General features: G+C 74.5%; 22 protein-coding genes, 1 tRNA gene and 1 riboswitch. Of the genes, 7 read left to right on the top strand and 16 right to left on the bottom strand.

Annotated features, from left to right (window positions below; translation table 11 throughout):
• Positions 1 to 253: 253 nt before the first annotated feature.
• The 6 genes from OG599_RS16425 to OG599_RS16400 all read right to left on the bottom strand — a co-directional run bounded on the left by OG599_RS16425 (position 254) and on the right by OG599_RS16400 (position 2,801).
• Entirely contained in the window at positions 254 to 691 is a 438-nt protein-coding gene (locus tag OG599_RS16425; RefSeq protein WP_327176721.1) for a type II toxin-antitoxin system VapC family toxin, read from the bottom strand.
• Positions 688 to 930, bottom strand: coding sequence for a FitA-like ribbon-helix-helix domain-containing protein (locus OG599_RS16420; RefSeq protein ID WP_327176720.1), 243 nt, complete (start codon positions 928 to 930; stop codon positions 688 to 690). Before OG599_RS16420 ends, OG599_RS16425 begins: the two co-directional genes overlap by 4 nt.
• A gap of 152 nt (positions 931 to 1,082) precedes the next feature.
• Positions 1,083 to 1,167, bottom strand: a tRNA-Ser gene (locus tag OG599_RS16415).
• Positions 1,168 to 1,212: 45 nt separating this feature from the next.
• A complete protein-coding gene (tadA, locus tag OG599_RS16410; protein WP_327180059.1) occupies positions 1,213 to 1,641 on the bottom strand; it encodes a tRNA adenosine(34) deaminase TadA in 429 nt (142 codons plus the stop codon).
• 111 nt (positions 1,642 to 1,752) lie between these two features.
• Positions 1,753 to 2,328 carry a tRNA adenosine deaminase-associated protein gene (locus OG599_RS16405; RefSeq protein WP_327176719.1) on the bottom strand — a complete coding sequence of 192 codons (576 nt, stop codon included), beginning with the start codon at positions 2,326 to 2,328 and terminating at the stop codon, positions 1,753 to 1,755.
• A 218-nt stretch (positions 2,329 to 2,546) separates the two neighbouring features.
• Positions 2,547 to 2,801, bottom strand: a complete 255-nt coding sequence (locus OG599_RS16400) for a hypothetical protein (RefSeq protein ID WP_327176718.1) — start codon at positions 2,799 to 2,801, stop codon at positions 2,547 to 2,549.
• 171 nt (positions 2,802 to 2,972) lie between these two features.
• Here OG599_RS16400 and upp point away from each other — a divergent pair, with 171 nt between their 5' ends.
• Complete coding sequence (gene upp, locus OG599_RS16395) at positions 2,973 to 3,608, top strand: uracil phosphoribosyltransferase (RefSeq protein ID WP_327176717.1); 636 nt, start codon at positions 2,973 to 2,975, stop codon at positions 3,606 to 3,608.
• Positions 3,609 to 3,859: 251 nt separating this feature from the next.
• On the opposite strand, the gene OG599_RS16390 is transcribed toward upp, so the two are convergent.
• From OG599_RS16390 to OG599_RS16370, 5 genes are all read right to left on the bottom strand, one after another.
• Positions 3,860 to 4,462, bottom strand: a complete 603-nt coding sequence (locus OG599_RS16390; protein ID WP_327180058.1) for a LytR C-terminal domain-containing protein — start codon at positions 4,460 to 4,462, stop codon at positions 3,860 to 3,862.
• 177 nt (positions 4,463 to 4,639) lie between these two features.
• Entirely contained in the window at positions 4,640 to 4,936 is a 297-nt protein-coding gene (locus tag OG599_RS16385) for a type II toxin-antitoxin system VapB family antitoxin (protein WP_266706381.1), read from the bottom strand.
• A gap of 342 nt (positions 4,937 to 5,278) precedes the next feature.
• Positions 5,279 to 6,850 (bottom strand): M28 family metallopeptidase, encoded by a 1,572-nt coding sequence (locus OG599_RS16380; RefSeq protein ID WP_327176716.1) that lies wholly within the window; start codon positions 6,848 to 6,850, stop codon positions 5,279 to 5,281.
• Positions 6,847 to 7,551 carry an HhH-GPD-type base excision DNA repair protein gene (locus OG599_RS16375; protein WP_327176715.1) on the bottom strand — a complete coding sequence of 235 codons (705 nt, stop codon included), beginning with the start codon at positions 7,549 to 7,551 and terminating at the stop codon, positions 6,847 to 6,849. Before OG599_RS16375 ends, OG599_RS16380 begins: the two co-directional genes overlap by 4 nt.
• Positions 7,552 to 7,613: 62 nt before the next feature.
• Positions 7,614 to 8,033 (bottom strand): YciI family protein, encoded by a 420-nt coding sequence (locus OG599_RS16370; protein WP_327176714.1) that lies wholly within the window; start codon positions 8,031 to 8,033, stop codon positions 7,614 to 7,616.
• A gap of 194 nt (positions 8,034 to 8,227) precedes the next feature.
• Here OG599_RS16370 and cbiE point away from each other — a divergent pair, with 194 nt between their 5' ends.
• The gene (gene cbiE, locus OG599_RS16365; RefSeq protein WP_442809439.1) at positions 8,228 to 9,520 is read left to right on the top strand and encodes a precorrin-6y C5,15-methyltransferase (decarboxylating) subunit CbiE; all 1,293 of its coding nucleotides are present in this window, start codon (positions 8,228 to 8,230) and stop codon (positions 9,518 to 9,520) included.
• Complete coding sequence (cobM, locus tag OG599_RS16360; RefSeq protein ID WP_327176713.1) at positions 9,517 to 10,266, top strand: precorrin-4 C(11)-methyltransferase; 750 nt, start codon at positions 9,517 to 9,519, stop codon at positions 10,264 to 10,266. Before cbiE ends, cobM begins: the two co-directional genes overlap by 4 nt.
• A gap of 15 nt (positions 10,267 to 10,281) precedes the next feature.
• Here cobM and OG599_RS16355 read toward each other — a convergent pair whose 3' ends face one another.
• Positions 10,282 to 11,400 carry a cobalt-precorrin-5B (C(1))-methyltransferase gene (locus tag OG599_RS16355; protein ID WP_327176712.1) on the bottom strand — a complete coding sequence of 373 codons (1,119 nt, stop codon included), beginning with the start codon at positions 11,398 to 11,400 and terminating at the stop codon, positions 10,282 to 10,284.
• A gap of 49 nt (positions 11,401 to 11,449) precedes the next feature.
• On the opposite strand from OG599_RS16355, the gene OG599_RS16350 reads away from it, so the two are divergent.
• Positions 11,450 to 12,262: a cobalt-precorrin-6A reductase gene (locus OG599_RS16350; RefSeq protein WP_327176711.1), complete on the top strand. Its 813-nt coding sequence runs from the start codon at positions 11,450 to 11,452 to the stop codon at positions 12,260 to 12,262.
• Positions 12,263 to 12,278: 16 nt separating this feature from the next.
• On the opposite strand, the gene OG599_RS16345 is transcribed toward OG599_RS16350, so the two are convergent.
• The 3 genes from OG599_RS16345 to OG599_RS16335 all read right to left on the bottom strand — a co-directional run bounded on the left by OG599_RS16345 (position 12,279) and on the right by OG599_RS16335 (position 15,882).
• Positions 12,279 to 13,847, bottom strand: coding sequence for a precorrin-2 C(20)-methyltransferase (locus OG599_RS16345; protein WP_442809438.1), 1,569 nt, complete (start codon positions 13,845 to 13,847; stop codon positions 12,279 to 12,281).
• A complete protein-coding gene (locus OG599_RS16340) occupies positions 13,844 to 14,470 on the bottom strand; it encodes a precorrin-8X methylmutase (protein WP_327176710.1) in 627 nt (208 codons plus the stop codon). The genes OG599_RS16345 and OG599_RS16340 overlap by 4 nt, the downstream gene beginning before the upstream one ends.
• 98 nt (positions 14,471 to 14,568) lie before the next feature.
• Complete coding sequence (locus OG599_RS16335; protein WP_327176709.1) at positions 14,569 to 15,882, bottom strand: cobalamin biosynthesis protein CobG; 1,314 nt, start codon at positions 15,880 to 15,882, stop codon at positions 14,569 to 14,571.
• A 92-nt stretch (positions 15,883 to 15,974) separates the two neighbouring features.
• Positions 15,975 to 16,122, top strand: a riboswitch (cobalamin riboswitch).
• A gap of 32 nt (positions 16,123 to 16,154) precedes the next feature.
• Here OG599_RS16335 and cobN point away from each other — a divergent pair.
• A complete protein-coding gene (gene cobN / locus OG599_RS16330; RefSeq protein ID WP_327176708.1) occupies positions 16,155 to 19,763 on the top strand; it encodes a cobaltochelatase subunit CobN in 3,609 nt (1,202 codons plus the stop codon).
• An 84-nt stretch (positions 19,764 to 19,847) separates the two neighbouring features.
• On the opposite strand, the gene OG599_RS16325 is transcribed toward cobN, so the two are convergent.
• Positions 19,848 to 20,633 carry a VOC family protein gene (locus OG599_RS16325; protein ID WP_327176707.1) on the bottom strand — a complete coding sequence of 262 codons (786 nt, stop codon included), beginning with the start codon at positions 20,631 to 20,633 and terminating at the stop codon, positions 19,848 to 19,850.
• A 237-nt stretch (positions 20,634 to 20,870) separates the two neighbouring features.
• Between OG599_RS16325 and OG599_RS16320 the strand changes: the two genes are divergently transcribed.
• Positions 20,871 to 21,992 (top strand): hypothetical protein, encoded by a 1,122-nt coding sequence (locus OG599_RS16320; protein ID WP_327176706.1) that lies wholly within the window; start codon positions 20,871 to 20,873, stop codon positions 21,990 to 21,992.
• Positions 21,993 to 22,144: 152 nt separating this feature from the next.
• Positions 22,145 to 23,668: an alpha/beta hydrolase gene (locus OG599_RS16315; protein WP_327176705.1), complete on the top strand. Its 1,524-nt coding sequence runs from the start codon at positions 22,145 to 22,147 to the stop codon at positions 23,666 to 23,668.
• The last annotated feature ends 7 nt before the right edge of the window (positions 23,669 to 23,675 follow it).

Here is a 23,675-nt window from a genome sequence, read left to right as displayed (position 1 = left end):
GACCAGGCAGGAATCCGCAGGGCACGGGACAGGCCCTCTCTGTGGGGTCCGGCCGCGGCGCTCCCCCCGACCGCGGCGGGACCAGTAGGGACTGTCCCCCTCGGGGGAGGCGGCTGGTCCCCCCGACGCCGCCTCCCCCGCCCCGAGGCCCCCCCGCCTTGGCTCCGGCCCCGGCCACCTCTTCCGTGAAAGCCGGGGCCGTCGTAGTACCCGGGGCGGACCAGTACCCGCGCCGCCGGCTGCGCCGACGGGGTCAGCCGCGTCTCCCCGTCGCCTCGTTCCAGGGATTCACGAGCGGGACGCCGGTGTCCTCGAAGTCCTTGACGTTCCTGGTCGCGAGCGTGGCCTTGCGTCTGGCGCAGATCGCGGCGATCTGCGCGTCGGCGGACGCGATCGGCCGGCCGAGCCGTTCCCGGGCCATCACGATGTCCGCGTACCGACTGGCCGCGGCCGCGTCGAACACCTCGATACGTCCACCGAGATCCTCGAACAGCATCGCGTCGATGCCTTCGGCAAGCTCGGACCTGCGCTTGCCGTCAGGCAACCGGCGCACTCCGTGCCACAGCTCCGCGGCGGTCACCGCGGTCGTCATGACCTCATCGGGCACGAGGCTGTCGAGCCAGTCGACGACCCGCGGGTCAGGAACCGGCTTCACCAGCTCCGACAGGACAGTGGTGTCAAGAATGATCATTCGAAGGCAGCCGATCGAGGCGCGTCCTGCCGGGCGGGCAGATCCAGTTCCGTTCCGTCGAGGCCGGCGAACCGCTCCCGGATGCGAGACCCCAACGGCCGGGAGGGAGGGGCGGACTCAAGCTGCTCGCTGAGGATCGCACGCACTTCGGCCTCCATCGACCGGCCGTGCCGAGCCGCCTGCACGCGCAGCCGGGCATGTATCGCGTCGTCGAGTCCCCGGATGGTCAGAGTTGCCACAGTGCCTCCCTCGTCCTGCATGCAATGCTAGCAGTGCTGTCATGGCGTGGCCCCGTTCCCGCTCCCGCCGGCGACTGCTGCGGCGCCGAGGTCCGCACCGCACGCAAAACACCCCCCTGATCGCGTTTCCGCAGATCAGGGGGGTGTAAGAGCGGTAGCGGAGGGATTTGAACCCTCGGTGAGTTTCCCCACACTCGCTTTCGAGGCGAGCTCCTTCGGCCGCTCGGACACGCTACCGAGAGAGAGCTTAGACCATCACGGCCCGGGATCAGAAATCGGTTCTCAGAGCGCTCGGAAAAAGGCCGTGAGCTGTGCCGAACACTCTTCCTCCAGGACCCCGTGGATCACCTCGGGCCGGTGGTTGAGGCGCCGGTCGCGCACCACGTCCCAGAGCGAGCCGGCGGCCCCGGCCTTGTCGTCGCGCGCACCGTAGACGACCCGGTCCACGCGGGACTGCACGAGCGCGCCCGCGCACATCGTGCAGGGCTCCAGGGTGACCACGAGCGTGCAGCCGTGGAGCCGCCACTGCCCGAGGGCGGCGGCGGCTCCACGGACGGCGAGGATCTCGGCGTGCGCGGTCGGGTCGCCGGTCGCCTCGCGCTCGTTGTGGCCCGTGGCGATCGTCGATCCGTCCGGTCCCAGGACGACGGCACCGACCGGAACATCACCGGCCAGCGCCGCCTGCGCCGCCTCGTCCAGGGCGTGGCGCATCGGGGCCCGCCACGGGTCCCGTACGGGATCGGTGGCGTGGGACGCGAGAAGGGGGGTGGGGGAAGGCGGGGGCGGGGGTTCTTCGGGGGGTCGCGCGGTCACCCGCGGACCTTAGCGGACGCTCTCCAGTACTTCGTCCGCTCCCAGCGCGTCGGCGATCTCCGCCAGCGCGTCGGTCCGCAGGGTCAGCAGCGCCTGCTCGGAGAGGCCGAGGTCGGCGAGGATCGAGGCGTCCCCGATCGGTCCCGCCGGTACGGCTTCCGGGTCGTCGTCCGCTTCGACGGCCGCGGGCCGCCGGCCGGTGGCGCCGTCTTCGTCTCCGGGGCCGAACTCCGGATCCTCGGCCTCGTCGCCGTCGAGGCCGACGAGTTCCTCCAGAGCGGCGATCTCGTCCTCGGCCCCCGGTTCGCGGCCGAGCAGTTCGTCGGTGAGCAGGATCTCCCCGTACGAGGAACGGGCGGCGGCGGCGGCGTCCGAGACGTAGATCCGGGGGTCCTCCTCACCGTCCACGCGGACGACGCCGAACCACGCGTCCTCCTGCTCGATGTAGACGAGGACCGTGTCCTCGTCCACCGAGGCGTCCCGTGCCAGATCCGTCAGGTCGGACAGGGCCTCCACATCGTCGAGCTCCGTATCGCTCGCTTCCCACCCGTCTTCGGTGCGCGCGAGCAGTGCGGCGAAGTACACCGTGACACTCCCACTGGTCAGAGGTGATATCGGTCCGACGGGAGGGCAGACGATTGTCCGACTGCGCCGAGCCCCGCCCAATCGGCATCGTGGCAGAAACATCGGCCGAGCGAGACCTCTTCGGACGTTGCGTCGGCCATCAGTTCCGCAAGGGCCCGGTCGGCGGAAGCCGCTCCGGAGCACTCCGGCAGGGGCGAACGCGCCCGTCGGAGCCCCCGTCACCAGCGGAAGGTACGCATCCGCATCTGTTGGCGCATACGGGCCGCGCGGGCCCGGCGGGGCTGGACGCGGTCCCGCAGCTGCTTCGCCTCGTGCAGCTCACGGAGGAACTGCGCCCGGCGACGGCGGCGGGCCGCGTCACTCTCCTGCGTGTGCTCCGTGCTGGTCGGCGCGTCGCGTGCGTCGCGCACGTCGCGTGCTTCGAGTCGTCCCCGCGTCGCGGGCTCGTCCCGCTTCGGCTCCCGGTCAGGCATCCGCACACCACCCCAAGGCTGGTCCGTATGCCTCACCTTCCCCCCGAACGAGTGGATGATGCCAGCGCTGGCGTCCGGGTGGGCGTGGGCGGGCCCGCCCATGCCGCGAGGTGCCGTGCCGGGCGCCGCCCGCCCGACGGGAAGGGGCGGACAGGGCCTAGTGTTGACGGCATGCGGATCCATGTCGTCGACCACCCACTGGTGGCGCACAAACTCACCACCCTGCGCGACAAGCGCACCGACTCCCCGACCTTCCGCCGGCTCGCCGACGAGCTGGTCACCCTGCTCGCCTACGAGGCGACCCGGGACGTGCGTACCGAACTGGTCGACATCGAGACCCCGGTCGCGCGGACGGCGGGCGTGAAGCTGTCGTACCCCCGGCCCCTCGTCGTACCGATCCTGCGCGCCGGTCTCGGCATGCTGGACGGCATGGTGCGGCTGCTGCCGACGGCGGAGGTCGGTTTCCTCGGCATGATCCGCAACGAGGAGACGCTCCAGGCCGAGACGTACGCGACCCGCATGCCGGAGGACCTCTCCGGCCGCCAGGTCTACGTCCTCGACCCGATGCTGGCGACCGGCGGCACGCTCGTCGCCGCGATCCGCGAGCTCATCAAGCGGGGCGCCGACGACGTCACCGCCGTCGTGCTGCTGGCGGCGCCGGAGGGCGTCGAGATCATGGAGCGCGAGCTGGCGGACGCCCCGGTCACCGTGGTCACCGCCTCGGTGGACGAGCGGCTCAACGAGAGCGGCTACATCGTCCCGGGTCTGGGCGACGCGGGCGACCGGATGTACGGCACGGCCGACTAGGCCGTGTCTGACAATTCGCGTCGGATCAGCGGGCGGTGTCCGGTGCGGTGCCTCGCAAGGCGGAGGACCGCCCGCGTACTGGATGTACGCGGGCGGTCCGACAACGCCGCGAGGTGCCGTGCCGGGCGCCGACCGCCCGGCGGGAATTGTCAGACACGGCCTAGCGGCCCCGCCCACACGACGACGACGGCCGGTCACAGGTGGGGTGACCGGCCGTCGTCGTGTCCGCGCGGGTGCGTCCCCGCCCCGCCTCAGCAGGCGGAGGGAGCGGGGGCGGGCTTCGTCAGCGCCGTCAGCGCGGCGGCCGCCGCCTGCGGGGTGCTGAACGCCGTGAACCGGGTGCCCAGGATCAGGTCCACCTCGGCGTCCTCGCGGGCCTCGGTCTTCCGGGCGATGCCCGGCAGCTGGGTCTCCAGGACCGGGAACGCGCTGTCGGCGGCGGTCGGCGGGCCGAGCAGCAGACCGGTACCGGGGACCTTCTTGTCGTACGCGGCGGGGGCGTTGCCCACCTCGCCGATCTTGAACCCGCGCTTCTTCAGCTCGTCGGCGGCGGACTTGGCGAGACCGCTGCGCGGGGTCGCGTTGTAGACGTTCACCGTGATCCGGTTCGGCGCGGGCAGCGGCTTCACGGCCACCGCCTGCTTCGTGACGGGCGCGCACTCCCGCTTGTGGTCGGCCGCCGCCTGCGCCTTGGTGTCGCCGCCCGAGTAGACGTCGATGAGCTGCAGCGTGCCCCAGCCGGCCATCCCGAGGGCCACGAGGGAGGCGACGACGGCGAGGACGAGCCTGCGGCGGCGACGGGGACGGCGCATCCGGGGATAGGCGTTACCCGTGATGCGGTACTTTCCGCCCATGCCGGGGGGAGTGAGCATGCTCATGTGCGCAGCGTAGTGCGGGCCGCCGATGATGCGTACTAAATGATCAACCGATGGCACCCGCATGCGCGGGAAAACACTCGAAAGGCCCGACGACGCGGAGTCCGGGGCGCGGCAGTGGTAAGGGGGTGGCCGGAGCCGTACCGGGTGGGGCCGTCAGCCGAGTTCGAGCACGCGGGCGTGGAGTACCTGGCGCTGCTGGAGCGCGGCGCGGACCGCGCGGTGCAGCCCGTCCTCCAGGTAGAGGTCGCCCTGCCACTTCACGACGTGCGCGAAGAGGTCGCCGTAGAAGGTGGAGTCCTCGGCCAGAAGCGTTTCCAGGTCCAGCTCGCCCTTCGTGGTCACGAGCTGGTCCAGGCGAACCGGGCGCGGCGCGACGTCGGCCCACTGGCGGGTGCTTTCCCGGCCGTGGTCGGGGTATGGCCGCCCATTTCCGATGCGCTTGAAGATCACACGGAAAGCCTACCGGGGAACAACCACCGGGCGCAGCCGGGGAAGGGGGTCAGGATGCCGGTCGAAAGCGAGTGAACCCCCTGAAAACGGAAGGCCGATCTCCCGCGGAGACGGTGACGAAGGGGTGTACATCACGCCGACGCCCGTGGAACGAGGGGGAGTTCGTCCGTTTCCGGTGTCCGGCGGAGGCCGGTGGGTGGTGTCGTGGTGAACGGGAGCGGTGAGTGGCCCCCGGCGCGGGCAGGGGCGTGCACCACGCCTCCGCGCCCCCGCCCGTGCGGTGTGCGAGGGCGGTCGTGCGAGGACGGTCCTGCGGGGGTCGACTCGCCCGGTGACGGAGCCTCACGCCCTGTCACGGCCGTGGCCGGTGCGGAGTCGGCCGTTTCCGTGACGGTCCGTGCCCGCCGCCGCCGGGACCGGGTCGGTGAGCGACCGCAGGTCCTGGGCGTAGGTGCCGACCGCGTCCGCGATCACGTCGATGTTGGTCTCGAAGGCGGCCGGGTCGGTGTTGTCGAGGGTGTCGCAGGCCGCGTGGTAGCAGGGGTCGTACGCGATCCCCTCCGTGCCGCCGAACTTCCCCGCCTGTGCCGCCGACTTGATCCCCTCGGCCCCGGTGTCCGTACCGCCCGCCGGGATGCCGGCCTCGATGAACGGTCCGTAGTCGGACCGCCCGGTGAAGTCGGTGCTCTCGTACGGGGTCCTCCGGCGGTCGAGGAACTCGGTGATCCCGCGCTCCAGTTGGGCGGAGCCGGCCGGGCCCGGGCCCGATCCGGTGGCCTCGGAGTCGTCGCCGTCGAAGACGAACTGGACGCCGTTGGGGGAGGCGATCATGTCGAAGTTGAGGTACAGGGCGATCTGCCGGCGCTGAGCGGGGGTCAGCCCGGCGACGTACGCGTCCGAGCCGACGAGTCCGTTCTCCTCGGCCGACCACCAGGCGAACCGGACGGCGTTCGCCGGGGTGCGGTGCGTCGCCGCGAGCCGCAGGGCGACTTCGAGGAGCCCGGCCGAGCCGGAGCCGTTGTCGTTGATGCCCGGCCCCTCGGCGACGGAGTCCAGGTGCGCGCCGAGCATGACGGTGTGCGCGGGGTCGCCGCCCGGGGTCTGGGCGACGACGTTGCGGGTGGTGCGCTTCTCCTGGCGCTCGCGGAGTTCGAGGGTCACGGTCACCTTCTTGTCGCCGTCCAGCGCGGCGGCCAGCGCGTCGCCCTCGGCGCGGCTGATGCCCCCGGTGGGGATGCGGACGGCTGCGGGGTCGCCGAGGGTGCCGGTGAGCTTGCCGTCCAGGTTGTTGGAGATCAGCGCGCCGGCCGCGCCCGCCTCGGCCGCGGCCGCCTGCTTCTGCAGGAAGGAGCAGCCGCCCCGGACGATCAGCGCGATCCGCCCGGTGACCTCGGTCCTGGCGTAGTCGGCCGCCTCGCAGCCGGTGGTCGGGTCCACCGGGACCCGGACCAGCTCGGCGGTGAGCCCGCCCTCCTCGGTCGACGCGGTGTACGTCATCGCCTCCACCTCGGCGTCCCGGGGCTCCGGCGCGACCACGGCCAGCTTCTCGGCGAGGGTCTCGGTCCAGGTGAACGGGAAGGACGCGTACAGGGCGTCGTAACCGGCCCGGCGGAGCTGCTGGAGGACGTACGCGGCCGAGGCGTCGTGGCCCGCCGATCCGGCGGCCCGGTTCCCGCCCGCCGCGTCGGCCGCCTCCTGGAAGCGGCGCAGATGCCGGTACGCGCCGGTGGCGGAGGAGGCCGCGACGAGCTCCCGGGAGAGCCGGGCGGCCTCCCGCGCCGGGTCCGGTTCCGCGGCGGGCGGCGGGGCCGCCGCGCCCAGCAGCAGCGGAGGGAGCAGCGCGGCGGCGGCGAGGAACGGGAGCGTGCGGCGGCGGTGCCGGTGAGGTGTGCGGGTGCGCGCGGGGGCGTTCACCGGGCGGCCTTCTCGGCGGACGCCGCCTCGGCCGCCTTCGCCGAGGCCGCCGCCTTGGCCTCCGCCTTCGCCCGCTGCTTGAACGCGCGGACCTCGGCGAGCGACTCGGGGCCGGTGATGTCGGCGACCGAGCGGTGCCCGCCCTGCTCCCCGTACGCCTGCGCCGCCTCCCGCCAGCCGGGCGGTCGTACGCCGAACTGCTTGCCCAGCAGCGCCAGGAAGATCTGCGCCTTCTGGGTGCCGAAGCCGGGCAGCGCCTTCAGCCGGGCCAGCAGCTCCGCGCCGGTGGCGGCGTCGGCCCAGACCGCGCGCGCGTCGCCGTCGTACTCCGCCACGAGGTACTGGCACAGCTGCTGCACCCGCTTCGCCATGGAGCCGGGGTAGCGGTGCAGGGCCGGTTTGTCGGTGAAGAGCGCGGTGAACGCCTCGGGGGAGTAACCGGCGATCTCCCGGGCGTCCAGGTCGTCCGAGCCCATCCGCAGGGCCAGCGAGTGCGGTCCGGTGAAGGCCCACTCCATGGGGACCTGCTGGTCGAGCAGCATGCCGACCAGGGCGGCCAGCGGGCTGCGGGCCAGCAACTCGTCCGCCTCCGGCTGCTGCGCGATCCGAAGGGTGGGGGCGCCGTCCCCGCCGGACGTGCCGTTCCCGCCGGACGTGCCGTTCCCGCCGGTCTCCCCGGCGCTCTTCCTGCTCGTCGTCATACTGCCGATGGTGGCGGCGGACGCGAGGATCGGCGACTCCTGCCGCTGCCGACGGGACGGCCTCAGTCCCCTTCCGGGGCCTCGCCGATCGGGCGGATGGCCACCGCGCGGTACGGGGCGCCCGCGGGCTGCGGGCAGGCGACGACCCGGGTGGCGATCTCGGTGACCCGCTCCAGGCTCGGGCACTCCAGCACCCAGTACCCGGCGAGCAGCACCTGCGTCCGGTCGTACGGGGCGTCGGCGACGACCGGGGGGCCGCCGTTCGCCCCCGCCGTGACGAACCGTGCCTCGTCCGGGGCGGTGAGGCCGTCGCAGTAGAGCATCTCGCCGGACGACTCCAGGTCCTTGTTGAGCGCGTCCATGTGCGCGAACATCGCCTGCCGGTCCTGTTCGCCCCACGCCGGGCCGCCCTCGGTGGACCCGTGGCCGGACATCGCGTCGTAGTCGGCCTGCGAGCCCTGCACCATCACCAGGTACTTCATACGCCTGCACCTCCGCCGTCGTCGTCCCCCCTGCCCCTCACTCCATCGGACACCGCACGGGCCGCCCGCGCGAGCGGGCCCGGCGGGCCCGGCCGGTCGTCGCCCGGGGGCCGGACAGTAGAGTGCGGCAGCGTCTCCCCCTCCCCGTCCCGCCGAAAAACGCCCCCGAACGCCCCGAACACCGAGGTCCGGCCGTGCCCACCGCCCCGCCCGCATCCCCCGACTCCCCCGCGCCCCCGCCCGCCGTACCCCCGGGGCTCCCGGTGACCGTGGTGGGCATCGGCGCGGACGGCTGGGCGGGCCTGGCGGAGCCCGCCCGCACCGCGCTGCTGGAGGCCGGGGTGCTGATCGGCGGCGGGCGCCAGCTCGGGCTGCTGCCCGCCGTCTGCGCGGGCCTGCGGGTGGCGTGGCCCTCGCCGCTGCGCCCCGCCGTCGCGGGTCTGCTCGCCGCCCACCGGGGCAGCCGGGTCGCGGTGCTGGCCAGCGGGGACCCGATGTTCTACGGGATCGGCCGCGCGCTCACCGAGGAGCTGGGCGCCGGGGCGCTGCGCGTGCTGCCGCATCCCTCCTCGGTGGCGTACGCCTGCGCCCGGCTCGGCTGGCCCGCCGAGGACACCGAGACCGTCACCCTGGTGGGCCGCCCCGCCGCCCGGCTGCTCGCCGCCCTGCACGACGGCCGCAGGCTGCTGGTGCTGAGCGCCGACGCCACCACCCCCGCGACGGTGGCCGCGCTGCTCACCGCGCACGGCTTCGGCCCGAGCCGGCTCACCGTCCTCGAACAGCTCGGCTCCGCCGCCGAGGCCCGCCACGAGGGAACCGCCGAGGGCTGGGACCGCCCGGCGGGCGACCCGCTGAACCTCGTCGCCGTGGAGTGCCGCGCCACCCCCGAGGCGCTCCGCCTCGGCCTCGTCCCCGGGCTGCCCGACACCGCCTACGAGCACGACGGGCAGCTCACCAAGCGCCATGTGCGGGCCGCGACGCTCGCCGCGCTGGCACCCGCGCCCGGCGAGCTCCTCTGGGACATCGGAGGCGGCTCCGGCTCGATCGCCGTCGAGTGGATGCGCGCCCACCCGTCCTGCCGGGCGGTCACCGTCGAACGCGACGAGGCGCGGGCCGCGCGGATCGGCCGCAACGCCGACCGGCTCGGCGTGCCCGGGCTGCGGGTGGTCTCCGGGCGCGCCCCGCAGGCGCTCGCCGGACTTCCGGTGCCGGACGCCGTCTTCGTCGGCGGCGGGCTGACCGCCCCCGGGCTGATCGACGCCTGCTGGGACGCGCTGCCCGCCGGGGGACGGCTGGTCGCCAACACCGTCACGCTGGAGTCGGAGGCGCTGCTCGCCGACCGCTACCGGCGCCACGGCGGCGAACTCGTCCGGCTCGCGGTGGCCCACGCCGTCCCGGTCGGTGGCTTCACCGGCTGGCGTCAGGCGATGCCCGTCACCCAGTGGTCCGTACGCAAGCCCCACGACTCCTCGGGAGAGACCTCATGACCGTGTACTTCATCGGCGCTGGGCCCGGCGCGGCCGACCTGATCACGGTGCGCGGTGCCCGGCTCCTCGCCGCCAGCCCGGTCTGCCTCTACGCGGGCAGCCTGGTGCCCCGCGAACTGCTCGCCGACTGCCCGCCGGAGGCCCGGCTGATCGACACCCAGGGCCTGGACATCGACCAGATCACCGCCGAACTGGTCCGCGCCCACACCGAGGGCCACGACGTCGCCCGGCTGCACTCCGGCGACCCGTCCGTGTTCAGCGCGGTCAACGAGCAGATGAAGCGGCTCGACGACGCCGGGGTTCGTTACGAAGTGGTGCCCGGGGTCCCCGCGTTCGCCGCCGCCGCCGCGGCGCTCAAGCGGGAGCTGACCGTGCCGACGGTCGGTCAGACGGTCATCCTGACCCGCATCGCCCAGCGGGCCACCGCCATGCCTCAGGGCGAGGACCTGGCCACGCTCGGCCGCAGCGGCGCCCTGCTGGTGCTCCACCTGGCCGCCCGGTACGCGGACCGGGTGGTGGAGGAGCTGCTGCCGCACTACGGGGCGGACTGCCCGGCCGCCGTGGTGGCGATGGCCTCCCGGCCCGACGAGATCGTGCTGCGCGGCACCCTGGAGACCATCGCGGGCCAGGTGAGGGACGCCGGGGTGATCCGTACGGCGGTCATCCTGGTCGGGCGCACCCTGGGCGCGGAGCAGTTCCGCGACAGCCACCTCTACTCGCCGGAGCGCGACCGCCACACCTGCTGAAACACGGGTCCCCCCTCAGCGGACCGCGCTGCGCCCGACCACGGTCCCGGCCCGGTCGACGCAGATCACGTCCACCGCGACCGGCGCCCCGCGCAGCACCTCCAGGGCCTGGTCCCGGGCGGCCACCGCCACCAGGTCGCCCAGCGGAACCCCGGCCGCCGCGCACGACTGGAGTGCGGCGAGTCCGGTGTTGGCACCCGCCACCGCCTCGGCCAGCTCCTCGTCCGCACCGCCCGCCCGGGCGAGTTCGGCGAGAAACCCCTTGTCCACCTGGGAGCGCGCCGAGTGCAGGTCCATGTGCCCGGCGGCGAGCTTCGACAGCTTGGCGAAACCGCCGCAGATCGTGAGCCGGGGTACCGGATGGCGGCGTACGTACTTGAGCACGGCCCCCGCGAAGTCGCCCATGTCCAGCAGGGCGATCTGGGGCAGGCCGTACTCCGCGACGACCGTCTTCTCCGAGGTCGAGCCGGTGCACCCCGCCACATGGGTTTGTCCGGCGGCCAGCGCCACGTCGACCCCGCGCCGGATCGAGTCGATCCACGCCGAGCAGGAGTACGGCACGACGACCCCGGTGGTGCCGAGGATGGAGAGCCCCCCGAGGATGCCGAGGCGACCGTTCCACGTGAAACGTGCGATCTCCTCGCCGTCGTCCACGGAGAGGGTGACCTCCACGTCCCCGGTCCCGCCGTGCTCCGCCGCGACCCGGGCCACGTGCTCGCGCATCAGCTGCCGGGGCACCGGGTTGATCGCCGGTTCGCCGACGTCCAGCGGCAGCCCGGGCAGGGTCACCGTGCCGACGCCCGGGCCCGCCCGGAACACCACGCCGGAGCCCGGCGGCAGCGCCCGTACCGTCGACCTGACCAGCGCCCCGTGGGTCACGTCCGGGTCGTCGCCCGCGTCCTTGACCACCCCGGCGGTCGCGGTGCCGTCCACCAGCGACTCGACGGCGAGCGCGAACGCGGGGGTCTGGCCCTTCGGCAGGGTGATGGTCACCGGGTCGGGGAACTCCCCGGTCAGCAGCGCGGTGTACGCGGCGGTGGTCGCCGCCGTCGCGCAGGCGCCGGTGGTCCAACCGGGGCGCAGACCGGTGTGTTTGAGTTGGGCCTCGCGTCCGCCCTTCGCCTCACCGCTCATGGCAGGTCCCCTCGACGGTGGCCTCACTGCTCACGGAAGGTCTCCCTCGATGGTGCCGATACCGCTGCCCGACATGCCGGACGATCCTGACTCCCCGGAGCACGTCCTCGTGCTCGGCGGCACGACCGAGGCCCGCCGGCTGGCGGAGGCGCTGGCCGCGGAGATACCGGCCGGAGGGCGCAGGCCCCTGCGGGTGACGAGCTCGCTCGCCGGGCGGGTGGCCCGGCCGGTGCTGCCGCCGGGCGAGGTCCGCGTCGGCGGCTTCGGCGGTACGGAGGGGCTCGCCGCGTGGCTGCGGGAGCACCGGGTGGATGCGCTCATCGACGCCACCCATCCTTTCGCCGGAACGATCAGTTTCCACGCGGCCCGCGCCGCCGCCTCGGCCCATGTTCCCCTGCTGGCGCTCCGCCGCCCCGGCTGGGTGGCCGGCCCGGCCGACGACTGGCACCCGGCCGGCTCCCTGGAGGAGGCCGCTGCCCTGCTGCCGTCGCTCGGCGGGCGGGTCTTCCTCACCACCGGCCGGATGGGGCTGGCGGCCTTCGCGGAGTTGAACGAACTCTGGTTTCTGATGCGGTCGGTGGACGCGCCGGAGCCGCCGTACCCGGCGCGGATGGAGGTGCTCCTCGACCGGGGGCCGTTCACCCTGGCGGGCGAGCGGGAGCTGATCCGGCGGTACGGCATCGAGGTGCTGGTCACCAAGGACAGCGGGGGCGCGGCCACCGCGCCGAAGCTGGCGGCGGCCCGGGAGGCCGGGATTCCGGTGGTGGTCGTGCGGCGGCCACCGGTCCCGGAAGGGGTACCGGTGGCCGCGACCCCGGCCGAGGCCCTGACCTGGCTGAGCGCCTGCCTGGGCCGGGGGTGAGCCCTCGGGGCCGAAGCTACGCCTCCGGGTAGCGGCGCGGGGTCCAGACCAGCCGGGTGCCGTCGGGCCGCTCCACCCGTCGGGTTTGTGAGGACCCGATGATCAGGAGGGTGCGCATGTCGACCTCGGCCGGGTCGAGATCGGCGAGGCGTACCGTACGCACGCTCTCCCCGGGGCCGCCGACGTCCCGGCCGAGCACCACCGGGGTGTCCGGGGAGCGGTGTTCGAGGAGCAGGTCGCGGGCCTTGCCGACCTGCCAGGTGCGGCTCTTCGAGCCCGGGTTGTAGAGCGCGATCACCAGGTCGGCGGAGGCCGCGGCGCGCAGCCGTTCGGCGATGACCTCCCAGGGCTTGAGCCGGTCGGAGAGGGAGATCGTCGCGTAGTCGTGGCCGAGCGGGGCGCCCGCGCGGGCGGCGGCGGCGTTCGCCGCGGTGACCCCGGGCAGGACGCGTACCGGGATGTCCCCGTACTCCGGTTGCGAGGCGGCTTCCAGGACCGCCGTCGCCATGGCGAAGACGCCCGGGTCGCCGCCGGAGACGACGGCCACCCGGTGTCCGCGCCGGGCCAGGTCGAGGGCGAACTCGGCGCGCTCCGCCTCCACCTTGTTGTCCGAGCCGTGGCGGGCCTGGCCGGGCCGGACCGGTACCCGGTCCAGGTAGGTGGTGTAGCCGACCACCGCGTCGGCGGCGGCCAGCGCCCCGCGCGTCTCGGGTGTCAGCCAGAGTGGTCCGGCCGGTCCGGTGCCGACCACCACGACCTCGCCGGAGCCGGGCACCGGCTCGGGGCGCGGGGCGTCGATCCGGCTGGGCACCACGGCGACCGCGAAGTACGGCACCGAGCCGGGCTCCACCTCCGCGAGGTGGCCGGTGCGCTCCCCGGCCATCGTGGCGCGTTCGACGTACCGCGCCTCGGGCAGCCGCCCGGACGCCTCGAACGCGCGGCGCACCGCCGGGAAGGTCCGGCCGAGCTTCATCACCACGGCGGAGTCGGTCGACGCCAGCCGGGCCGTCAGCTCCTCCTCCGGCAGGGTGCCGGGGAGGATGGTGAGGATCTCCTCGCCCTCCACGAGCGGGGTGCCGAGCCGTGCGGCGGCGGCGCTGACCGAGGTGACCCCGGGGATGACCTCGGCGGGGTAACGGTCCGCCAGCCGCTTGTGCATGTGCATGTACGAGCCGTAGAAGAGCGGGTCGCCCTCGGCGAGGACGGCCACCGTGCGGCCCGCGTCCAGGTGCGCGGCGAGCCGGGCCGCCGCCTCGGTGTAGAAGTCCTCCAGCGCCCCCCGGTAGCCGCCCGGATGGTCGGTGGTCTCCGTCGTGACCGGGTAGACCAGCGGTACCTCGATGTGGTCCGGGCGGATGTGGGCGGCGGCGATGGACCGGGCGATCGAGCGGCCGTGCCGGGCGCTGTGGAAGGCGATCACGTCCGCCTCGACGATGGCCCGCACCGCGCGGACGGTCATCAGCTCCGGGTCGCCGGGGCCGAGGCCGACCCCGTAGAGCCGGCCCGTGCCGCCGGTCGCCGCGTCGGCGCGTGCGGGGGCGGACGCGTGTGCGGCGTTCTCGTTCGCCGCGACGGTCCCGGTCACTCCTCCTCGCTCGCGAGGGCGTTGACGGCGGCCGCCGCCAGGGCGCTGCCGCCCCGACGACCGCGCACCACGAGGTGCTGGACCCCGGAGACGTGCGCCGCGAGGGCCTCCTTGGACTCGGCCGCGCCGATGAAGCCGACCGGGACACCGATGACGGCGGCGGGCAGCGGTGCGCCCTCCTCGATCATCTCCAGCAGCCGGAAGAGCGCGGTGGGCGCGTTGCCGATGGCGACGACCGAACCCTCCAGCCGGTCCCGCCACAGCTCCAGCGCGGCGGCGCTGCGGGTGGTGCCCAGCTGCCGGGCCAGCTCGGGCACCGAGGGGTCGGAGAGGGTGCAGACGACCTCGTTCTCCGCGGGCAGCCGCTTGCGGGTGACCCCGCTGGCGACCATCGCCACGTCGCAGAGGATCGGGGCCCCGGCGCGGAGCGCGGCGCGGGCGTCGGCCACGGCGGCCGGGGAGAAGGCGAGGTCGCGTACGAGGTCGACCATGCCGCACGCGTGGATCATCCGGACCGCGACCTGGCTGACGTCGGCGGGCAGACCGGCGAGATCCGCCTCCGCGCGGATGGTGGCGAAGGACTGGCGGTAGATCGCCGGTCCGTCCTTCTCGTACTGATGCACAGTGCTGTCGCTTTCTTCGGTCGGGCACGGGCGGTCCTGTGCCGGGGCGTGGTCGGTTCGGTGGGGCGGGCGGGACGCGTGTTCAGGGGTGCGGGCGGTCAGGTACGGACGCCCCGTGCCGCCGCCACCGCTGCGGCGAGCGCGGCCGGATCGTCCGGGACGGTCACCGGCGCGTCCCGCGACTCCCCCCGCACGCGCGCGATCCGGTGTCCCGCCGGGGTGGCGACGACGTCGATCCACTCCCCGTGGGGGTGGCCGCAGCGGCGTTCGCACCCGGACCAGTACACGGGCAGCCGCCCGACCGGTCCGAGCGCGGCCTCCGCCTCGGCCCGCACATCGGCCAGCGACTTCGCGCAGCCGGGGCGCCCGACGCAGGCGCCGACCCCGGCCCACGGCGAGTCGGGCCCGGTCACCAGACCGGCGTCGGCGAGCACGTCCAGGGCCTCCCGGGCGCCTCCGGCGGCCAGACCCGGCACGACGACCCCCCGCCACGGGGTGCAGCGCAGCTCGCCGGAGCCGAGGCGTTCGGCGGTCTCCACGAGTGCCCGCCACCGCGCCCCGGTCAGCCGCCCCATCGGTACGCCGAGGTGCAGCGCGACCGCGCCGCCGGGTCCGGTGACGGCGCCGGGCGCGGGGGCTGCGGGGGTGGCTGGGCCGGGCGGTCCGTCGACGGTCATGGGCGCGAGCCCCGCGCGGCGGGCGGCCTCGGCGGGGAGGGCGGCGCGGGCGGCGTCGGGGAGGGCGGAGATCCGCCAGACGGCCGGGTCGGCCGCGAGGTCGAGGAAGGCCTCGGCCGCGAGCAGCGCGGCGCGCGGGGCCGCCTCGAAGGGGACGGGGAGGAGGGGGCCGCCCGCGCCGATCCGGAGCAGCGCCCGTGCGCCGTCGACCGCGATCAGAGTGAGGTCGGCGCCCAGCGCGTCGACGTCGCCGCGTCCGTCGTCGAGGGCGAAGAGGAAGCGGCCGGAGAGTGCGGCGGCCCGCTCGCTCCCGCAGAGCAGGGCGTCCAACTCGGTGAGCCAGGAACGTATGTCGGGGTGCCCGGAGGTGTCGAGACCGGAGAGCGGGGAGGCGACGGCGTTCCGGACGCGTTCATGCCGGTCGGAGGGCAACATCCCTGCCCCGCGCAGGAGTTCGGCGAGTGCGCCGCCGCAGTCACCGCCCAGGCCGCGGAGTTGGAGGTTGCCGCGCGAGGTGAGGTGCAGTTCGCCGTCGCCGAGCCGCTCGGCCGCGGCCAGCAGGGTGCGTGCCTGAGCGGCGATCAGCACCCCGCCGGGTATCCGTACGCGCGCCAGCGCACCGTCGTCCGCCCGGTGCAGCCGCAGCGTTCCCGGACAGGCGTCGCCGCCGGTCCGGGCGGTGTCGGCGGCCGGGGAACCGGGCGAATCGGCGGTTGCGGACATGGCGGCGAGCATACCCAGGTCCCTGAAAGGGTCACCGGCGCGCACATGTGACCTGTGCCGCGCACGGAGGCCCTCTGCCGTGCCGGAGACGGACACCCTAGGATGCTCACGGTGGACCATTCGGTCCGCCGACGCCAGACGGCGCCATGGGAGGAAGCCCGGTGAGATTCCGGCGCGGTCCCGCCACTGTGAGTCCGGCCCGCTTACGCGGCCGTACGAGTCAGGAACTCCCGCCGTCCGACACCGCCCGGGGCGTGGACACCCCGGGGAAGGGCTGACTCGGCATGATCCTGCTCCTGTCGACCTCCGACACCGACCTGCTGAGCGCCCGCGCCTGCGAGGGCCCGGTCCGCTACCGGTACGCCAACCCCTCCCGCCTCCCGCTCGACCGGCTCCCGGCGCTGCTCGACGGCGCCGAGCTCGTGGTGGTCCGCCTCCTCGGCGGGGTGCGCGCCTGGGAGGAGGGGCTCGACCAGGTCAGGGCCGCCGGCCTCCCGGTCGTCGTCCTCACCGGCGAACAGGCCCCCGACGCCCAGCTGATGGCCGCGTCCACCGTCCCGATCGGCATCGCCGCCGAGGCCCACGCCTACCTCGCGCACGGCGGCCCGGACAACCTCGGCCAGCTGGCCCGGTTCCTCTCCGACACCGTGCTGCTCACCGGCCACGGCTTCGAGCCGCCCGCCCCGGCCCCCGCCTGGGGCCCGCTGGAGCGGACCGCCCGTGAGCTTCCCGAGGCCGCGCCCACGGTGGCGGTGCTCTACTACCGCGCCCACCACATGAGCGGCAACACCGCGTTCGTGGACGCGCTCTGCACCGCCGTGGAGGACGCCGGGGCCCGCGCGCTGCCGCTCTACGTGGCCTCGCTCCGTACCCCCGAACCCGGGCTGATCGACGCCCTGCGCGCGGCCGACGCGATCGTGACCACCGTCCTCGCGGCGGGCGGCACCCGCCCGGCCGAGGCGTCGGCGGGCGGCGACGACGAGTCCTGGGACGCGGGCGCCCTGACCGGGCTCGACGTACCGATCCTCCAGGCGCTCTGCCTGACCGGCTCGCGCGCCGCGTGGGAGGAGAACGACGAGGGCGTCTCCCCGCTGGACGCGGCCACCCAGATCGCGGTGCCGGAGTTCGACGGGCGCCTGATCACGGTGCCGTTCTCCTTCAAGGAGATCGACGCGGACGGCCTGCCCGCGTACGTCCCCGACCCCGAGCGCGCCGCCCGGGTCGCCGGAATCGCCGTCCGCCACGCCCGCCTGAGGCACATCCCGAACGCGCAGAAGCGGATCGCCCTGGTGCTCTCCGCGTACCCGACCAAGCACTCCCGCATCGGCAACGCGGTCGGCCTGGACACCCCCGCGAGCGCCGTCGCCCTGCTGCGCCGACTGCGCGCCGAAGGGTACGACTTCGGGCCCGAGGACGGGATCCCGGGCCTGGTCTCCGGCGACGGCGACGAGCTGATCTACGCGCTGATCGAGGCGGGCGGCCACGACCAGGAGTGGCTGACCGAGGAGCAGCTGGCCGCCAACCCGGTCCGCATCCCGGCGGCCGACTACCGCCGCTGGTTCGCCACCCTCCCCGCCGGGCTGCGATCCGCCGTGGAGGAGCACTGGGGCCCGGCGCCCGGCGAGATGTTCGTGGACCGTTCGGCGAACCCGGAGGGCGACATCGTCCTCGCGGCGCTGCGGCGCGGCAATCTGCTGATCCTCATCCAGCCGCCGCGCGGCTTCGGCGAGAACCCGATCGCGATCTACCACGACCCCGATCTGCCGCCCTCGCACCACTACCTGGCCGCCTACCGCTGGATCGCCGCCACCGCCGACGACGGCGGCTTCGGCGCCGACGCGATGATCCACCTCGGCAAGCACGGCAACCTGGAGTGGCTGCCCGGCAAGAACGCCGGGCTCTCCGCCGCCTGCGGACCGGACGCGGCCCTCGGCGACCTGCCGCTGGTCTACCCGTTCCTCGTCAACGACCCGGGCGAGGGCACCCAGGCCAAGCGCCGGACGCACGCCACGCTGGTCGACCACCTGGTGCCGCCGATGGCCCGCGCCGACAGCTACGGCGACATCGCGCGGCTTGAGCAACTCCTCGACGAGCACGCCCAGATCGCCGCGATGGACCCGGCGAAGCTGCCCGCGATCCGCGCCCAGATCTGGACGCTCATCCAGGCCGCGAAGCTCGACCACGACCTCGGGCTCGAAGGCCGCCCGGAGGATGAGGGCTTCGACGAGTTCATCATGCATCTCGACGGCTGGCTCTGCGAGATCAAGGACGTCCAGATCCGCGACGGTCTGCACGTGCTGGGCAATCCTCCGGCGGGGAACGACCGGGTCAACCTGGTCCTCGCGGTGCTCCGCGCCCGCCAGATCTGGGGCGGTACGGCCTCGCTCCCCGGGCTGCGCGAGGCGCTCGGCCTGGACGAGTCGGCCGCCACCCGCACCGCCGCCGACGAGATCGAGGAGCAGGCCCGCGCCCTGGTCCAGGCGATGGAGGACGCCGACTGGGATCCGTCCGCCGTCGCGGCCGTCGCCGCAGGCCTGCCGTCCGCCGTCGCCGACATCCTCGCCTTCGCCGCCACCGAGGTGGTGCCGCGCCTCGCCGCCACCACCGACGAACTCACGCACACCGTCCACGCGTTGAACGGCGGATTCGTGCCCGCCGGGCCCTCCGGCTCCCCACTGCGCGGGCTCGTCAACGTGCTGCCGACCGGCCGCAACTTCTACTCCGTCGACCCGAAGGCCGTCCCCTCCAAGCTCGCCTGGGAGACCGGTCAGGCCCTCGCCGACTCGCTGCTGACGCGCTACCGCACCGACAACGGCGACTGGCCCTCCTCCGTCGGCCTCTCGCTCTGGGGCACCAGCGCCATGCGCACGGCGGGCGACGACATCGCCGAGGCGTTCGCGCTGCTCGGCATCCGCCCCGTCTGGGACGACGCCTCACGCCGCGTCACCGGGCTGGAGCCCATCGGGTACGAAGAGCTGGGCCGCCCCCGCATCGACGTGACGCTCCGCATCTCCGGCTTCTTCCGGGACGCCTTCCCGCACACGGTGGGCCTGCTGGACGACGCCGTACGGCTCGCCGCCTCGCTCGACGAACCGGCCGAGCAGAACTTCGTACGCGCCCACACCCAGGCCGACCTCGCCGAGCACGGCGACGAACGGCGGGCCACCACCCGGATCTTCGGCTCGCGCCCGGGGACGTACGGCGCCGGGCTCCTCCAGCTCATCGACTCCCGCGACTGGCGCACCGACGCCGACCTCGCCGAGGTCTACACCGTGTGGGGCGGCTACGCCTACGGGCGCGAGCTCGACGGGCGCCCGGCCCGCGAGGAGATGGAGACCGCGTACAAGCGCATCGAGGTCGCCGCGAAGAACACCGACACCCGCGAGCACGACATCGCGGACTCGGACGACTACTTCCAGTACCACGGCGGCATGGTGGCGGCCGTGCGCGCGCTGAAGGGCACCGCCCCCGAGGCGTACATCGGCGACTCCACCCGCCCCGAGACCGTCCGCACCCGCACCCTCGTCGAGGAGACCTCGCGCGTCTTCCGCGCCCGTGTGGTCAACCCCCGCTGGATCGAGGCGATGCGCCGCCACGGCTACAAGGGCGCCTTCGAACTCGCCGCCACCGTGGACTACCTGTTCGGCTACGACGCGACGACCGGGGTCGTCGCCGACTGGATGTACGACAAGCTCACCCAGAGTTACGTACTCGACCCGGAGAACCGGGAGTTCCTCCAGCAGGCCAACCCCTGGGCGCTGCACGGGATCGCCGAACGCCTCCTGGAGGCCGAGTCGCGCGGGATGTGGGCGAAGCCCGACCCGGCCGTCCTCGAAGCGCTGCGCCAGGTCTTCCTGGAGACCGAGGGCGACCTGGAGGGCGGGGAGGACTGAGCCGGGCCCCGCCCCGGGGCTTCGGTCGCGTGTCGAAAGTCCCGCCCGCCCTGTGGGCGGACGGCGCTACCTTCGGCACACGCCCTACATCCGGGGATCGGGCTTCAGCAGCGCGAACACCGCGCCGAAGGGGTCCGCGAGCCAGGCCATCCGGCCGACGTCCGACATGTCGGCGGCCGGCATCAGCACGGTCCCGCCGTGCGCCCGGGTCGCCTCGACGGTCGCGTCGACGTCCACCACGTGGAAGTAGGGCACCCAGCGGGACTGCTCGCCACCACTGCTGTCGTCCGCCGGAGCCGCCCCGCCGAAGGTGGTGTCCTGGAGGTCGCCGTCCTCGGTGCTCAGCACCCGGTACGTCATCCCGGGCACCGGCATGTCCTGGGTGCGCCAGCCGAACAGGCCCTGGTAGAAGGCGATGTCGGCGACCGGGTCCGGCACGTGCAGCTCCACCCAGATCAGGCTGTTCGGGGCGGAGGCGATCTCCAGCCCGGCCGTGTTGCCGGGCTGCCAGAGCGCGAAGTCGGCGCCCTGCGCGTCGGTGACCTGGGCCAGCGTCCCCTCGCCCATGACGTCCATGGGCTCCGCGCGTACGGTCCCGCCGCCGTCCCGGACCGCCTGGACGGTGGCCCGGATGTCGTCGGTCCTGAAGTGGACCGTCCAGGCGGAGGCGGCCCCCTCCTCGGTGAGCGGACCGATGGCCGCGGCGGTCTTCCCGTCGGTCCGGAAGAACCCGTACCCGCCGGTCTCCGGCCCGGCGGAGACGAACTCCCAGCCGAGGACGGCCTGGTAGAACGCGGCGGCGGCCCGGGTGTCGGGGCTGCCGAGGTCGAGCCAGTTGGGCGATCCGGTACGGAAGTCGGTGCCGAGCATGGAGTCCTCCTGGGGGACGGGACGGGACGGGACGGGGCGGGGCGGGACGGGACCGGGTGGGACGGGACGGGGCGGCGCTGTGGGTCGGGTGGAGGCCACGATGCCGATCCGGCCCGCCCGTGCCCGCGTCCGGCGCCGGGGGGCCGCCGGTTTCACCCGGACGCCGGTACGGCAGTGCCCGACAGGGTTGCGCTGTTCGTCTTCCCGGCGTCACCCGGGCCGTGGACAATCGCGGCCATGGTGACGACGGGGGAAACGTCCGCAGGCCCGAGGCGCTCGGCGGCCCGGCAGCTCCTCTCCGTGCTGGCCGTGCTCGTGCTGGGAGCCCTCGTCGGCGGCGCCCTGACCGGGCTGACCGTCGGCGTGGTGCTGAAGGACGTGGCGCTCTTCTGCCTCGGCCTCGGCGGCCTGGTGGCAGCGGCGCTGCTGGTGGTGGTGCCCGCACGGCTGCGGCGTCGGCGGCAGGCCGTGCCGGTGCCCCGGGTCGCGCTCGCCCGGATCGAGTACCGGCGGGCCACCCACGGGGAGTTCGCCGACGTGCCGGTGCGGTTCGACCTCACGGTGGCGCCCGACGACGCGCCCGCGTACCGGGTGTACGTCCACGAGCAGGTCAACCTGGTCGACCTGGCGGACTATCCCGAGGGCCGGATCGTCGTGGTGACGTACGCGGAGTCCCAGCCCGGGGGAGTGGAGCTGGACCGGCGGCCCACGGAGGAGTGGGCACGCCGGGCGGCGGACGCACGTATCGATACCGCGCCCGAGCACACCCGGGTGAAGTCCGAGGGGGCCGGCTGGTCCGGGTGCGCGGCGCTGCTGCTGGGCGTGCTCGGCGGGGCGGCCCTGGCCCTCCTCCCCTACTGGGGCGAGCTGGGCGAGCGCTTCGACGACACCTCGTCCTCGTCCTCCGGGCCCGCCGTCACCTCCACGGTGGCCCCGGGAGCGAGCGGCGGGACGACCACCGTCACCACGGTCACCGGCTCGGCCTCCTCCGCGTCGGCCCTGCGCCCCGGCGAGATGCGCCGCCTCGCGGACACCCTGGTCACGGGGATGGACACCGAGCTGGGCACCCGGATCACCATCGAGGAGAAGGCGATGTCGGCGGTCGGCAGCAAGGGCCCGGCCACCGGCGGCGGCCTCCCGATGAGCCTGCGCGCCCTCCCGTACGAACTGCTCCCCGGGCTCGTGGAGACCGCGCGTACGGGGCTCGGCATCGACCACCCCGAGACCTGGCGGATCGACATCGCGCCCGGGGGCGGCGGCCCGGCGCCGGTCGTGCGGGTGACGGTCTCCGGGGGCGGGCGGAGCGCGTACCTGCTGGCCGACGCGGTGGGCCGGATCACCGAGCGCCACCCGGGCTGAACCGGCCGTACCGGGGGAGGTTCGGACACGGTCGGGCGATGTGCCGGGTGGACGGGAACTCCGCACATCGGCAAACGAGTTGACCGTGTACGGGGGCGCGTTCCGCGCGTGCGTGTCCCGGTCCGTGCGGTAGGAGGAGGCGGAGGCGGCCGATGACGGCTTTCCTGTTGGTACCCGGCACGTTCACCGGGGGCTGGATCTGGGACCGGGTGGCACGGGCGCTGGGCGAGGCGGGCGACACGGCCGTCCCGGTCACCCTCACCGGGCTGGGCGAGGGAGATGCGTCGGGCGCGTCCGGGACCGGCCTCACCACCCACATCGAGGATCTGGTGCGGATCGTCGACGCGATGCCCGCCGAGGAGACCGAGGTGGTGCTCGTCGGCCACGACTACGGCATCCTCCCCGTCCTCGGTGCGGCGGCCCTGCGCCCGGAGCGGGTCACCCGGATCGTCAACGTGGACGCCGGGCTGCCCCAGGACGGTGATCCCGCACTCGTCGTCGAGCTGGACCCGGCGGTGCGCGAGCGGGCGGTGGCGGCGGTGACGGCTCCCCCCGAGGGGGCGGGGTCCGGCCTGGTCGCGCCGCCCTCCGCGGAGGAGTGGCGGGTCCGGGCGGGCGCGGCGGACCTGTCCGACGAGGCGGTGGAGCTGCTGGCGCGGCGGGCGGTCCCGCACCCGGCGGCCACGCTCGTACAGCCGCTGCCCCCGACCGGGGCCGCCGCGTCCATCCCGTACGCCGGCCTCCTCAGCACGGGGAACGGATCGACCGTCGAACTGGTCGAATCCCTGGTCAGGATGGGGGAGCCGCGCGTCCAGGCGCTCACCCGGCCCGGCGTCACCCTCTTCGAACTCCCCACCGGCCACTGGCCGATGCTCTCCGCCCCCGCCGAACTCGCCGACGTACTGCGGCGCGCGGTGGCGGGCGAGGGCCGTCGCGTCGCCGCGCCGGAGGCCGGATCGCCCACGCACCTGGGGCCGTTCCTGCTGGACGTACCCGAACGCGCACGCGAGCGGCACGGCCGCGTCGACCTCTACCTCCCCGACGCCGAGGGCCCCCGCCCCGCGATCGTCTTCGTCCACGGCGGCCCGATCGCGGCCGACGCCCGGCCCACGCCACGCGACTGGCCGTCGTACATCGGATACGGCAGGTACGCCGCCGACCTGGGCGTGGTCGGCGCCGTGCTGGACCACCGGATGTACGGCCTCGGCGCCCTCGCCACCGCGGCGGGCGACCTCGCGGAGGCGGTCGAGCAGGTCCGTGCCGATCCGCGCGTCGACGGGGACCGGGTCGCCCTCTGGGTCTTCTCCGGCGGTGCGCTGCTCTCCGCCGAGTGGCTGGTGGCGCCCCCGGCCTGGCTGCGCTGCGTCGCGGCGACGTACCCGGTCCTCGCCCCGCTGGCGAGCTGGCCCCGGACAGCGGGACGGTTCAACCCCGTGGAGGCCGTACGCGCCGCCGGACCACTGCCCTTCGTGCTGAGCCGGGTGGAGAAGGAGGGGCCGGAGATCGACGCCACGGTCGAGGAGTTCCTCCTGGCCGCCGAGGGGACGGACCTCCGGCTGGAGGTGATCCCCGTCCCCGGCGCGCGCCACGGCTTCGAGGCGGTCGACCACACCGACCCGGCCCGCCGCGCGGTGGAGCGGGCCGCGCGCACGGTGCTGGAACACCTGGAGGGGTAGGGCCCAG

The organism is Streptomyces sp. NBC_01335 (assembly GCF_035953295.1).
GTDB lineage: Bacteria > Actinomycetota > Actinomycetes > Streptomycetales > Streptomycetaceae > Streptomyces.
This window is presented reverse-complemented; position numbering and strand designations above follow the sequence as displayed.

Excerpts from the sequence above, each read along its gene's own strand:
- OG599_RS16400 (WP_327176718.1), bottom strand. The coding sequence starts at position 2,801 with ATGCCTGACCGGGAGCCGAAGCGGGACGAGCCCGCGACGCGGGGACGA.
- upp (WP_327176717.1), top strand. The coding sequence starts at position 2,973 with ATGCGGATCCATGTCGTCGACCACCCACTGGTGGCGCACAAACTCACC.
- OG599_RS16350 (WP_327176711.1), top strand. The coding sequence starts at position 11,450 with ATGGTGCCGATACCGCTGCCCGACATGCCGGACGATCCTGACTCCCCG.
- OG599_RS16355 (WP_327176712.1), bottom strand. The coding sequence starts at position 11,400 with ATGAGCGGTGAGGCGAAGGGCGGACGCGAGGCCCAACTCAAACACACC.
- OG599_RS16390 (WP_327180058.1), bottom strand. The coding sequence starts at position 4,462 with ATGGGCGGAAAGTACCGCATCACGGGTAACGCCTATCCCCGGATGCGC.
- OG599_RS16315 (WP_327176705.1), top strand. The coding sequence starts at position 22,145 with ATGACGGCTTTCCTGTTGGTACCCGGCACGTTCACCGGGGGCTGGATC.
- OG599_RS16335 (WP_327176709.1), bottom strand. The coding sequence starts at position 15,882 with ATGCTCGCCGCCATGTCCGCAACCGCCGATTCGCCCGGTTCCCCGGCC.
- cobM (WP_327176713.1), top strand. The coding sequence starts at position 9,517 with ATGACCGTGTACTTCATCGGCGCTGGGCCCGGCGCGGCCGACCTGATC.
- OG599_RS16370 (WP_327176714.1), bottom strand. The coding sequence starts at position 8,033 with ATGAAGTACCTGGTGATGGTGCAGGGCTCGCAGGCCGACTACGACGCG.
- OG599_RS16375 (WP_327176715.1), bottom strand. The coding sequence starts at position 7,551 with ATGACGACGAGCAGGAAGAGCGCCGGGGAGACCGGCGGGAACGGCACG.
- tadA (WP_327180059.1), bottom strand. The coding sequence starts at position 1,641 with ATGCGCCACGCCCTGGACGAGGCGGCGCAGGCGGCGCTGGCCGGTGAT.
- OG599_RS16425 (WP_327176721.1), bottom strand. The coding sequence starts at position 691 with ATGATCATTCTTGACACCACTGTCCTGTCGGAGCTGGTGAAGCCGGTT.
- OG599_RS16325 (WP_327176707.1), bottom strand. The coding sequence starts at position 20,633 with ATGCTCGGCACCGACTTCCGTACCGGATCGCCCAACTGGCTCGACCTC.
- cobN (WP_327176708.1), top strand. The coding sequence starts at position 16,155 with ATGATCCTGCTCCTGTCGACCTCCGACACCGACCTGCTGAGCGCCCGC.
- OG599_RS16320 (WP_327176706.1), top strand. The coding sequence starts at position 20,871 with ATGGTGACGACGGGGGAAACGTCCGCAGGCCCGAGGCGCTCGGCGGCC.